Annotated in this window: 13 protein-coding genes; 8 read left to right on the top strand and 5 right to left on the bottom strand. The window is 70.2% G+C overall.

The genetic code is table 11. From position 1 onward, the window contains the following. The first annotated feature begins 241 nt into the window (after positions 1-241). The 3 genes from ACMGFI_RS06450 (at position 242) to ACMGFI_RS06440 (ending at position 1,527) form a co-directional block, all read left to right on the top strand. Entirely contained in the window at positions 242-481 is a 240-nt protein-coding gene (locus ACMGFI_RS06450) for a HalOD1 output domain-containing protein (RefSeq protein ID WP_436908270.1), read from the top strand. 1 nt (position 482) lies between these two features. Further along, complete coding sequence (locus tag ACMGFI_RS06445) at positions 483-638, top strand: hypothetical protein (RefSeq protein ID WP_436908268.1); 156 nt, start codon at positions 483-485, stop codon at positions 636-638. A 121-nt stretch (positions 639-759) separates the two neighbouring features. Next, a complete protein-coding gene (locus ACMGFI_RS06440) occupies positions 760-1,527 on the top strand; it encodes a response regulator (RefSeq protein ID WP_436908266.1) in 768 nt (255 codons plus the stop codon). 43 nt (positions 1,528-1,570) lie between these two features. On the opposite strand, the gene ACMGFI_RS06435 is transcribed toward ACMGFI_RS06440, so the two are convergent. Then, complete coding sequence (locus ACMGFI_RS06435) at positions 1,571-2,848, bottom strand: adenosylhomocysteinase (RefSeq protein ID WP_436908265.1); 1,278 nt, start codon at positions 2,846-2,848, stop codon at positions 1,571-1,573. A 571-nt stretch (positions 2,849-3,419) separates the two neighbouring features. Between ACMGFI_RS06435 and ACMGFI_RS06430 the strand changes: the two genes are divergently transcribed. Continuing rightward, on the top strand, positions 3,420-3,896 hold the full coding sequence (locus ACMGFI_RS06430) for a hypothetical protein (protein ID WP_436908263.1): 477 nt from the start codon (positions 3,420-3,422) through the stop codon (positions 3,894-3,896). A 72-nt stretch (positions 3,897-3,968) separates the two neighbouring features. Here ACMGFI_RS06430 and serA read toward each other — a convergent pair whose 3' ends face one another. The 3 genes from serA to ACMGFI_RS06415 form a co-directional block, all read right to left on the bottom strand. Then, the gene (gene serA / locus ACMGFI_RS06425) at positions 3,969-5,558 is read right to left on the bottom strand and encodes a phosphoglycerate dehydrogenase (RefSeq protein ID WP_436908262.1); all 1,590 of its coding nucleotides are present in this window, start codon (positions 5,556-5,558) and stop codon (positions 3,969-3,971) included. Positions 5,559-5,781: 223 nt separating this feature from the next. Next, positions 5,782-5,949, bottom strand: coding sequence for a DUF7556 family protein (locus tag ACMGFI_RS06420; RefSeq protein ID WP_167837472.1), 168 nt, complete (start codon positions 5,947-5,949; stop codon positions 5,782-5,784). 201 nt (positions 5,950-6,150) lie between these two features. Continuing rightward, positions 6,151-6,828, bottom strand: coding sequence for an MBL fold metallo-hydrolase (locus ACMGFI_RS06415; protein WP_436908259.1), 678 nt, complete (start codon positions 6,826-6,828; stop codon positions 6,151-6,153). Between the two features lie 102 nt (positions 6,829-6,930). On the opposite strand from ACMGFI_RS06415, the gene ACMGFI_RS06410 reads away from it, so the two are divergent. From ACMGFI_RS06410 to ACMGFI_RS06400, 3 genes are all read left to right on the top strand, one after another. After that, complete coding sequence (locus ACMGFI_RS06410) at positions 6,931-7,137, top strand: hypothetical protein (protein ID WP_436908257.1); 207 nt, start codon at positions 6,931-6,933, stop codon at positions 7,135-7,137. Between the two features lie 76 nt (positions 7,138-7,213). Next, positions 7,214-7,873 (top strand): helix-turn-helix domain-containing protein, encoded by a 660-nt coding sequence (locus tag ACMGFI_RS06405; RefSeq protein ID WP_436908255.1) that lies wholly within the window; start codon positions 7,214-7,216, stop codon positions 7,871-7,873. 83 nt (positions 7,874-7,956) lie between these two features. Then, positions 7,957-8,376 carry an HVO_A0114 family putative DNA-binding protein gene (locus ACMGFI_RS06400; protein WP_436908253.1) on the top strand — a complete coding sequence of 140 codons (420 nt, stop codon included), beginning with the start codon at positions 7,957-7,959 and terminating at the stop codon, positions 8,374-8,376. 53 nt (positions 8,377-8,429) lie between these two features. On the opposite strand, the gene ACMGFI_RS06395 is transcribed toward ACMGFI_RS06400, so the two are convergent. Continuing rightward, positions 8,430-9,524 carry an aminopeptidase gene (locus ACMGFI_RS06395; protein ID WP_436908251.1) on the bottom strand — a complete coding sequence of 365 codons (1,095 nt, stop codon included), beginning with the start codon at positions 9,522-9,524 and terminating at the stop codon, positions 8,430-8,432. 90 nt (positions 9,525-9,614) lie between these two features. Between ACMGFI_RS06395 and ACMGFI_RS06390 the strand changes: the two genes are divergently transcribed. Then, a complete protein-coding gene (locus tag ACMGFI_RS06390; RefSeq protein ID WP_436908248.1) occupies positions 9,615-10,580 on the top strand; it encodes a hypothetical protein in 966 nt (321 codons plus the stop codon). Position 10,581: the final 1 nt, after the last annotated feature.

The raw sequence follows: 10,581 nt of genomic DNA, 5'->3' as shown, positions 1-10,581 counted from the left end.
CCGGCGACCGCCTCTCTCGGTGACCCGCGACCGGACATCCGTTCCGCTGTGCCGGACGCTACCCTGCGATCCCCGGACGGTAAGCCCGCGATACCGGATACGCGACCGCCCCGTCGGCGTTCGACGCCCCCTCGCCCGCGAGCGACGCTATACATATTGCCCCCGTCCCGGCGGTCGCGGTATGCACGTAGCGGACAGCCCGATACCAGCTGTCGTCCTACCGGAAGGTAGAATGGACGGTATGGCAGTACGAGAGCCCAGCGGGCAGATCAGCATCGACGTTATCGAGGCGATAGCCGACGAGACCGGGACGGACCCGCTCCGGATGGAACCGCCGCTGTACGAGGTCGTGGACACGGACGCGCTGGACGCGCTCTACGAGAGCGGCGCGGCGGCGACCGTGGAGTTCGAGTACGACGGCCACAGGGTCGTCGTCGACGGCGACGGGACGGTCACCGTCGACGGCGAGGGAGGGGTCTGAGATGTCCTCGACGGGTTCGACGGAGGACGCGGAGAGCGCGATCCGCGAGACCTACGAGGAGTACGACGTGGGCGACACGCGCCTGGCGATGATCGCCGACCCGGAGAACGAGCACGCCTGGATCCAGTCGGACGTGACCGAATCCATCGAGCAATGAGGGGCCCGGGGGCCGCGGGCGGTACAGCGACCGACCGGATCGGACGGACGACCGACCGGGCCGAACGGACGATCGGCGCGCCGCGCGGGGCGGCGGCGGGCCGACACCTGTGACAGCCGTGATGGACGACATCGCAGCGGAGACGGCGAACGCACCGGCGAGCAGTGACGAGCCCATCAAGGTGCTCTGCGTCGACGACGACCCCGACTACCTCGACCTGATCGCGGCCCACCTCTCGGACCACGACGACCTGTCGGTGCGGACCGAGACCGCCCCCGCCGAGGCGCTCGCCCACGTCGACGCCGTCGACTGCGTCGTCAGCGACTACGAGATGCCCGGGACCAACGGGCTCGAGTTCCTGTCGGACGTGCGCGCGCGAGCGCCGACGCTCCCGTTCGTCCTCTTCACCGGGTCCGAGCGGGCCGCCATCGCCGAGGAGGTCCCCGACTCCACGTGGACCGAGTTCCTCCGGAAGAACAGCCCCGCGACCACCATGTCGATCCTCGCCGGGCGGATCCGGCGGCTGGTCCACCACCACCGCACGATGCGGACCGCCGAGCGGAGCCTCACCGCCATCGAGGCCACCGGCGACGCCGTCGCCGTCGTCGATCCCGACGGCGCGTTCTCCTTCGTCAACCGCGTGTTCGCCAGCCGGTTCGGCGCCGACCCGGACGACCTGGTCGGCCGCCCCTGGCGGGAGTGTTTCCCCGACGAGGAGGTCGAGCGGCTCGAATCCACGGCGCTGGAGACCGTCCGCGACGACTGGCAGTGGACCGGCGGCACCGTCTGCGAGACCGACGGCGGCGACACCTTCACGGCACAGACCCGCGTCGCCGGTCTCGACGACGGCTCGCTCGTCTTCTGTCTCACCGGCGCCGGCGAGGAGTAGCCGCTCCGCTCGACCGGTCGCGGCCCGAAATTCTTCGACCGTTCTAGGTCCCGTGTTGCCAGGAGCCCATGTACTCCTCCTGGGTCTCCGTCAGCGAGTCGAACGCGACGCCCTCCGCGTCGAGTTTGACCTCCGCGACCTCCCGGTCGAGCCGGTCGGGCACGTCGTGGACGCCGGGCTCGTAGTCGTCGCCCGACTCGACCAGTTCGCGCACGCAGACGGCCTGGACGCCGAAGCTCTGGTCCATCACCTCGACGGGGTGGCCCAGCGCCACCGGCGTCGCGAGGTTGACGAGCCGCCCCTCCGCCAGCACGTTCAGCCGGCGGCCGTCCGCCAGTTCGTAGGCCCGCACGCCGTCGCGGGCCTCGTACTCGTCGACCGCCAGCTCCGAGAGGGCGTCGAGGTCGATCTCCACGTCGAAGTGGCCGGCGTTCGCGAGCAGGACCCCGTCCTGCATCGCCTCGAAGTGCTCGGAGACGATCACGTCGCGGTTGCCGGTGGTCGTGATGAACACGTCGCCCTCGGCGGCGGCCTCGTCCATCGGCATCACGTCGTAGCCTTCCATGTGTGCCTCCAGCGCGCGGCGGGGCTCGACCTCGGTGACGACCACGTCGGCGTTCTGCCCGCTGGCCTTCTTGGCGACGCCCTTCCCGCAGTGGCCGTAGCCCGCGACGACGACGGTCTTGCCGGCCCACGAGAGGTTCGTGGTCATCGCGATGGAGGCCAGCGACGACTCGCCGGTGCCGTGGACGTTGTCGAACAGCCGCTTCATCGGCGTGTCGTTGACCGCGAACATCGGGTAGGCGAGTTCGCCGTCGTCGTCCATCGCGCGCAGGCGGTGGACCCCCGTCGTCGTCTCCTCGCAACCGCCGACGATGGAGTCGATGAGTTCGGGGTAGTCCTCGTGGATCGCCGCCACGAGGTCCATCCCGTCGTCGACGGTGATGGTCGGCTCGTGTTCGATGACCGCCTCGATGGCGGCGTAGTACTCGTCGTCGTCGACGCCGCGCTCGGCGTAGGAGGTCACGCCGTCGACCGCGTCGAGCGCGACGCTCACGTCGTCGTGGGTTGAGAGGGGGTTACAGCCGGTGATCGCGACTTCGGCTCCGCCGACGGCGAGCAGTTCGGCGAGGATCGCGGTCTTGGCCTCGACGTGCATCGCCATCCCGACGACCTCGTCGGCGAAGGGCTGGTCGGCCTCGAAGTCCTCGCGCAGCGACTCGCAGATCGGCATGTGCTGGCGCGCCCACTCCATCTTCCGGCGGCCCGACTCCCGTTTCGCCTCCGGGTCGTCGACGCGCGCGGTGATCGGCTCTGTCATGGCCCAACGAACGTGTAGCCCCGGGAAAACCCCACCGGATCGGCGGTCGGCAGATCCGAGTGTGTCGGCCGAACACTCCACCGAACCGGCGCGCGCTGGAGCGCGCTCTCGTGCGCGCGACCGTAGCCGCGCGAGGGATGAGCGAGCGAGCGGAGCGAGTGAGCGAATCGGCTGGGGAGGCTCGTGGCCGTCTGCGGCGCTGTGCGGTGCGGTTGCGGTCCTGGTGGACTGAAAGGGCGAGGTGCGCTCGCGTGCAGTTTAGTCGTCTGAGCGGGCACTATCCGCGCGGGCGGTGCGGAGAGCGCGGATATCCCGCTCAGCGACCGCGAGCGCGCCGAGGGCTTTCATCGCCTGCTGTCGATCACGGTTGCGATTTCTGCTAGCGAGCGCACCGAGGGCGTTCAGCGCCTGCTGTCGAGTGCGGTCGATACGTTAGCGAACGACCCGACCGATCCGGAACGAATACAAGCAGAAACCGCAGGACAGCGACCGGATCGAACGGATCGTCAGACGCGTGTCGGGTCTCCGTCTGCCTCGTCTTTATCCGCGAGCGACACCTCGGTTCGGAGGCATGGCCGCGAACGCCGACCCACCAGAACAGGGGGAACTCCACCCATGCACCGACCGCCAGTCGGCGGGCGAGTCGTGCGGCCACTCGACGACCGACGCCGGTGCCGTCGATCCGGCCCACACCGGACCGACCGGCCGAACCGACGACGGATCGACCGGACGGACCGCCCTCACGGTAGACCACACGGCCGAGACGTTCTACCTGGCGAAGATCGCCTTGTTGGAGGCCAGGGTCACGACCCTCGAACGCCGCCTCGAATCGAAGGAGGCGGACCTCCAGCACATCGTCGACCGCTACGAACGCGTCCTCCAGGGACGCGACGCCCGCCGCGACGAACCACTCGTCGCCGACGAGTTCGACGTCGCAGCCGACCGCGAACCCGACCGGACCGAGCGCGAGCGGACCGGGGGGAACGACCGAACCGAGCGCGACCGCTCGACGGGCGCGCTCGCCCGGCTCCGCTCGCTGCTGCGATAGTCGCGGCCGTCGCGTGGGGAGGAAATCCGTTTTCGAGACTACGAAAACTGTCGCCGAGCGGCTGATACCGGGCTACTGTCCGTTCAGCGATATCTGCGTGATGTCGATGACGCGCTCGTCGTCGAGCAGCCGCGCGACGGTGTCGTCGGGGACGGGGTCGTCGAGGTTGTAGACGGTGAGCGCCTCGCCGCCGATGGTCTCGCGGCCGTTGAACATCCCGGCGATGTTCACGTCGGCCTCGCCCAGCACGGTGCCGATGAAGCCGATGACGCCGGGCACGTCCTCGTTGCGGGCGACGAGCATGTGGCCGTGGGGGACGGCGTCGACGCGGTAGCCGTCGATGCGGACGATGCGGGCGTCGTCGCCGGCGAACTGCGTCCCGGAGACGCTGACCGACTCCTCGCCGTCGGAGACGGTGACGGTGACGAGGCTCTGGAAGTCCTCGGCGGAGCTGGTCTTGGACTCGGTCACGTCGATGCCCCGCTCCTCTGCGATGCGCTCGGCGTTGACCGCGTTGACCTGCGTCTCGACGACGTCCTCGAAGACGCCCTTGAGGGCCGTCGCCGTCACGATGTCGGTGTCGTGCTCGGCGATGTCGCCGGCGTAGGTGACCTCCACGTCGGAGACGTGGCCGCCGAACAGCTGGACGGCGATGGTGCCGGCGGTGTCGGCGAGTTCGAGGTACGGCTCGACGGCGGGGAACGCGCTCTCGTCCATCGAGGGGGCGTTCAGCGCGTTGAGGACGGGCTCGCCGTTGAACGCGGCGACGATCTGGTCGGCGGTGGAGGTGGCGACCGACTCCTGGGCGGCCTCCGTGGAGGCGCCGAGGTGGGGCGTGACGACCACGTCCTCGACGTCGAGCAGGGGGTTGTCCGGGCTGATCGGTTCGTCGGCGAACACGTCGACGGCGGCGCCCTTGAGGAGGCCGTCCTCGACGGCCTCGGCGAGCGCGGGCTCGTCGACGATGCCGCCGCGGGCGCAGTTGACGACGTAGCCGCCCTCCAGCTGGGCGAGCTCCTCTTCGCCGATCATGTTCTCGGTCTCGTCGGTCAGCGGCGTGTGGACGGTGATGAAGTCGGCCCGCTCCAGGCACTCCTCCAGGGAGTCGACCAGGTCGGCGCCGAAGCGGTCGGCGCGCTCCTGGCTGATGTAGGGGTCGTAGGTGACCAGATCCATGCCCAGCGCGTCGAGGCGCTTGCCGACCTCCTGGCCGACGCGGCCGAAGCCGACGATGCCGAGCGTCTTCTCGTTGAGTTCGGTGCCGAGGAACTCTCCCTTGGCCCACTCGCCGTCCCGGAGGCGGTTGTGCGCCTGGGGGATCGAGCGGGCGGTGGCGAAGGCCATCGCGACGGAGTGTTCGGCGGCGGCGCGGACGTTGCCCTGCGGGGCGTTGGCGACGATGACGCCGTGGTCGGTGGCAGCCTCGATGTCGATGTTGTCGACGCCGATGCCGGCGCGGCCGACGATCTGCAGATCCGGCGCGGCGGCGAACACCTCGGCGGTGACCTCCGTCCCCGAGCGGACGACCATCGCGTCGGCGTCCGCGACGGCGTCCAGCAGTGCGTCGCCCTCCACGTCGTAGGCTGTCTCGACCTCGTGGCCCGCCTCGCGCAACCGGTCCAGACCCGCGTCCGCGATCGGGTCCGTGACGAGTACCTTCATGCGGGTTCGATCCCCTCGCCGGCGTATAACGCTTGTTTTCTCCGGACGCGGTCGTGGACACTATCGACACTGTCGACACAGTCCGGGGACGGGCGGGCGACTCCGGCCGGGCGTTCGAACGAGCGACCGCAGTCACGGATCGTGAGAATCGGGCGGTACGAGGCGACCGGGCCGTACGGACTCGGCGCCGGGCGAACGGGGACGAGTCAGGCCGGAGCGGCCGTCACCGCCACTCCGGGAGGGTGGCGGCGTCGGCGAGCGGCGCTGTGAGATAGGCGTCGTCGCAGCTGATGTCGGCGATTACGAGCGTCTCGGTGGGGCCCTCCTCGACGGAGGCCATGACTTCGGCGTTCGTTTCCACCTCGGCTTCAGCGACCATATCCGGCGCCATGCATGACAACATGTAGCAACCACCTATATACCTGTCGGAACGATTCTCACGGATTGAAAAACGGGTGTCAGACGCGCGTCAGACGGACGAACGACGGGGGCGGGCGTCGCAAAAACTGCCGCGGTTTTTCCGTTCGCGGGGCGCGAGTGGGCGGGGATCAGCGTCCGGGCCGGTCTCAGCAGGGTCGCGCTCGGCCGCGAGTCACTCCTCGATCGACCGACCGATCGCGGCGATGCGGTCGCCGTCGGCCGCGGCGAACCCGCCGTGGTAACAGAGGACGCCGTCGACCGCCAGGCTCGCCAGCCGCGCGACCGACTGCCCGGCCTCGGCCATGTCCAGGGTGAAGTGCTCGCTGGGGCCCTGCAGCTGTCCGTCGGCGGCCGTCAGCGCGTCCGCGGCCAGCAACAGCCGCTCGTCGGGCAGGTACAGCGAGACGTGGCCCGGCGCGTGACCCGGCGTGTAGACCACCTCCATCGGCCCCGCCCTCGTCCGGAACCGTTCCTCGTCGACGAGTTCCACGTCCACCGGGACCGGCGGATAGCGCTCGCCATCGCCCTTGATCGGCTCCTCGCGGCCGTCGACGTAGGGGGCGCAGGCCTCGTGAGCGAACACGACCGCGTCGGTCTCCTCCCGGACGCTCGCGAGCGCGCCCGCGTGGTCGCCGTCCTGGTGGGTTATCAACACCGCCCACACGTCGGCCCACCCGAAGCCGGCCGCCTCGATCTCCGCGCCGAGCGCTTCGGCCTGGCCCGGGAGGCCCGCGTCGACCAGCAGCAGGCCCCGATCGGTCTCGACGGCCGCCGGGTGGAACGCCCGCTCGCCCTCGTCTGTCTCGACCGTCTCCGTGAACGCGTAGACGCCCTCGGTGAGTTCCTCCATACGCCGATTTCGAGAGCGAGTCACAAAGTACGTCGGGGCCGCGGCGAGCCGCACCGCGACGGCCGGTGGAATTTTGACGGGGCGGAGCCACACTGTCGCGGTATGGACGACGCCCTCCAGGCCCGGCTCCGCGGTGTCGAACGCCGACAGTACCTGCTCATCGCCCTGCTCGTCCCACCGAACTACCTCGCCGCCGCCGACCTGTTCGGGTACTGGGTCGCTGGCGTGGCGCTGTTCGTGCTCGTGTGTCTGAGTTTCTCGTTCCTGCTCATCAGAAGCCGACAGCGCCGGGACACCGCCGGCGTGTAATGTCGACCGCCCGACCCGGAGCGGTCACTGTCCCGATAACCGACGACCCTTTGGCGAGCGGGCCGTAGCGCCGCCCATGCGGTACGTGACGCTGCTGGTGAGCCCGACGGAGGGACAGGGGTTTCACCCCGTCGGCGAGCGGATCGCTCGCGACCCGGACGTGACCGGCGAGGCGATCCACCGGATGGACGACCTGGGGGACGGGACGGTGACGCTACTGACCGAGATGTCCGGCGACGTCGACCGCTACCGGACGATCATGGCCGACACCCCCGAGGTCCGGGAGTTCACCGTCGCCGCGGGCGAGGCGGGCCGCGGGTGGGGCTACTCCCGCGTCGAGACGAACGACCTCGTCGAGTACATGCTCGAACGCGACCGCGAGCTCGAACTCGTCCGCGATATGCCGATCGAGCTCACGGACCGGGGCGACCAGCGGGTGACGCTGATCGGCACCGAGGCGGCGTTCGCCCGCGCCATGCAGTTCCCCGAACCCGAGGGCTACGAGGTCACCGTCGAGAAGACCGGCGAGTACCACCCCGAGAGCGGCCGCCTGCTCGACGCGCTGACGAGCCGCCAGCGGGAGGTCCTGGAGGCGGCGGTCGCCGTCGGCTACTACGAGGCGCCCCGCGAGGCGACCCACGAGGACGTGGCCGAGGCCGTCGGCTGCTCGCCCGCCACCGCCGGCGAACACCTCCAGAAGGTCGAACGGGCCGTCTTCGACGCGCTCGTGGAGTGAGCGCCGGATTCGTTCCGGCGGAACGCATCTCCGAGTTCGGCCCGCCCGTTCCGTAGAGAAGTTTCGATCGGAGGTGAACGACCATGGCCACGACTGGCACTGACCCGGCGTCAGACCGCGTCCTGCACATCCGCTTCGAGCGGAGCGACAGCGACCGCATCGAGGAGACGCTCCGTGCGATCGACGACGGCGAGCAACCCGACCCGTACTTCGAGGTCACGTTCCACGACGCCGACCAGCTCCACCGCGTGACGCGACCGAAGAACCTCGAGTTGCTCCGAACGATCGCCCGCGAGGAACCGTCCGGGATCCGCGAGACGGCCCGTCTCGTCGAGCGCGACGTTCGGCAGGTCCACCGTAATCTGACGGAGCTGGAAGAACTGGGCCTGATCGGCTTCGAGACGGACGGCCAGTCGAAACGACCGACCGTGCGGTACGACGCGCTCGAAGTCGACCTCCCGCTGCTCGAATCGGGCGGGGAACCCGACGCCGCGGACGCCTGAACGGTCCGGTTCCGTCGCCGTGTGCTACTGGTGGCTCCGCTGCTCGAACCGCGCTACCCCTCGAACCCCTCTTCGAACCGGAAGGTGCCGTTCCGCTGGACGACCTCGCCGTCGACCTCGATGAACGACTCCTCGCTCATGTCGACGATCATGTCGACGTGGACCGCGGAGTCGTTCTGCTCGTTGCCCTCGCCGACGGTGTCGTCGTAGGCGCGCCCGACCGCCATGTGGACGGTGTCGCCCATCTTCTCGTCGAACAGCATGTTGTACGTGAACTCGTCGATGGCGCGGTTCATCCCGATGCCCAGTTCGCCGAGGCGGTTCGACCCCTCGTCGGTCTCCAGCACGTTCGTCAGGACCGCCTCGTTCTTGCCGGCGGAGTGCTCGACGACCTCGCCGCCCTCGAACCTGCAGTACACGTCGGTCACCTCGCGGCCCTGGTGGTAGAGCGGCTTGTCGAAGTAGACCTCGCCCTCGACGGAGTCGGGGACGGGCGCGGTGAACACCTCGCCGCCGGGGAGGTTGTGCTCGCCGTAGTCGTTGAGGGTGGGGTTGCCGGCGACGCTCATCGTCACGTCCGTCGAGTCGCCCGAGACGATCCGCACCTCCTCGGCGTCGTCCAGGATCGAGACCATCTGTGCCTGGAACGCCCGCTGTTCGTCCCAGTCGCGGAGGATGGCGTCCCAGACGAAGTTCTCGAAGCCCTCCGTGCTCGTCTGGGCGAGCTGGGCGTTGGCGGGCGCGGGGTACTGGGTGAGACACCACCGCTTCGACAGGCGCTCGGCCAGCAGCGGCTGGACGGCCGACTCGTAGGCGGTCGAGACCTCCGGATCCACGTCGCCGGTCTGGGTGACGTTGTCGCTGCCGCGGATGACGATGTACACGTCCATCTCCTCGTACAGCGCCATCTGGTGGTCGGGTAACTCGAAGTCGCCGTCGTGGTTGCGCAGGAACGCCCGCCGGAAGCGCTTGCCCGTGCGGTCCTGGATGACCAGCGGGTGAGCGCCCCGGTCGGCGATCACCTCGTGCAGTGCGGTCACCAGGTCCTCGGCCTCGGGGTGGGCGTCGATGACGACCTCGTCGCCGGCCTGGAGGTCGACGGAGTGGTCACAGACGATCTCGGCGTGCTCGCGAACGCGTGCGTCCATACCGGAGTCGTCGAGCGCCCGCGCCAAACCGATTTCGTCGTCCGGCGGCAGGGATACGTTTTATTGTCTACTGCGTTCCACGTACCTGTCATGAGCCACGGTCGCACACCCTCCGCGCGGGCTCTCCGGGCCGTCGGTCGGCGGGCGGTCGCCGTCGAACTGGCCGTCGTCGTCGCGGCGCTGGTCGCGCTCGCGGCGTACGTGAACCTGACCGACGCCGCCGTTCGCCCGGTCAGAGACGTCGTCGCCGCGTCGACCGGTATCGACCGCCACCTGGTCCGTGCGGCCGCCCAGGGGTCGCTCGTACTGGGCGGCGTGGGCGGCGTCGCCGCCTGGTTCGCCGCCGCGCGGGACGTGTCGCTGCCGCTGTCGGTCCCCGACCGCGAGGCCGGGAGCCTCCTCGGCGCGGCGGCGGTCGGCGCCGCGGTCCTCGCAGCGGTCCCGCTCGTGCCGGCCGCGCTCACCTACGGGGTCGGAGTCGACCACCTCTCGGCCGCGCTCGCGAACGCCCCCGCGAACCTGGCCGACCGGACGCTGGTCTCCGTCGCGGTGTTCGTCTCCGGGATGGCGCTGCTGTACCAGGGTCTCGTCCAGGGCGCGTTCGGGCGGGTGCTCGGCCGCGAACGGGCGGCCGCCGCGACCGCGCTGGCGAGCGCGTACTTCGCGACGCCCCGGTTCGTCTCCGCGCCGGCCGCCGTCCGGTCGGGGCCGTGGCTGCACGTCACGCCCGAGCGAGCGGCGGTCGCGGCGCTGTTCGTCCTCGGACTGGCCGTCGCCGTCTACGCCGACCGGCGGGTCGACGACCGGCGCGCCCGCGCCGCGGCGCTCCTGCCGGTCGCGCTGGCCGTCGCGCTCGCCGCCCTCTCGGTCGGGCGCGGGATCGACGGCCCGCTCGAACTCCTGACGCCGGCCGCACGCGTCGCCCTCGTCGGGGTGGCGGCGTACGCGTACGTCGGGACGCGCTCGCTGCTGGCGCCCGCGCTGGCGTACCTGTCGTACGCGCTCGCGAGCGTCGTCGTCAACTCGGCGGCCCTCTACGCGCTCGTCGGGGCCTGAC

It is taken from the genome of Halosimplex marinum (assembly GCF_051414075.1).
In the GTDB taxonomy this organism is placed as follows: domain Archaea; phylum Halobacteriota; class Halobacteria; order Halobacteriales; family Haloarculaceae; genus Halosimplex; species Halosimplex marinum.
The sequence above is the reverse complement of the archived record's forward strand: the minus strand, read 5'-3'. Positions and strand labels throughout refer to the sequence as shown.

Coding starts and splice junctions, on each gene's coding strand:
- ACMGFI_RS06390 (WP_436908248.1), top strand. CDS start 9,615: ATGAGCCACGGTCGCACACCCTCCGCGCGGGCTCTCCGGGCCGTCGGT.
- ACMGFI_RS06400 (WP_436908253.1), top strand. CDS start 7,957: ATGGCCACGACTGGCACTGACCCGGCGTCAGACCGCGTCCTGCACATC.
- ACMGFI_RS06420 (WP_167837472.1), bottom strand. CDS start 5,949: ATGGCGCCGGATATGGTCGCTGAAGCCGAGGTGGAAACGAACGCCGAA.
- ACMGFI_RS06415 (WP_436908259.1), bottom strand. CDS start 6,828: ATGGAGGAACTCACCGAGGGCGTCTACGCGTTCACGGAGACGGTCGAG.
- ACMGFI_RS06410 (WP_436908257.1), top strand. CDS start 6,931: ATGGACGACGCCCTCCAGGCCCGGCTCCGCGGTGTCGAACGCCGACAG.
- serA (WP_436908262.1), bottom strand. CDS start 5,558: ATGAAGGTACTCGTCACGGACCCGATCGCGGACGCGGGTCTGGACCGG.
- ACMGFI_RS06430 (WP_436908263.1), top strand. CDS start 3,420: ATGGCCGCGAACGCCGACCCACCAGAACAGGGGGAACTCCACCCATGC.
- ACMGFI_RS06440 (WP_436908266.1), top strand. CDS start 760: ATGGACGACATCGCAGCGGAGACGGCGAACGCACCGGCGAGCAGTGAC.
- ACMGFI_RS06405 (WP_436908255.1), top strand. CDS start 7,214: ATGCGGTACGTGACGCTGCTGGTGAGCCCGACGGAGGGACAGGGGTTT.
- ACMGFI_RS06395 (WP_436908251.1), bottom strand. CDS start 9,524: ATGGACGCACGCGTTCGCGAGCACGCCGAGATCGTCTGTGACCACTCC.
- ACMGFI_RS06435 (WP_436908265.1), bottom strand. CDS start 2,848: ATGACAGAGCCGATCACCGCGCGCGTCGACGACCCGGAGGCGAAACGG.
- ACMGFI_RS06445 (WP_436908268.1), top strand. CDS start 483: ATGTCCTCGACGGGTTCGACGGAGGACGCGGAGAGCGCGATCCGCGAG.
- ACMGFI_RS06450 (WP_436908270.1), top strand. CDS start 242: ATGGCAGTACGAGAGCCCAGCGGGCAGATCAGCATCGACGTTATCGAG.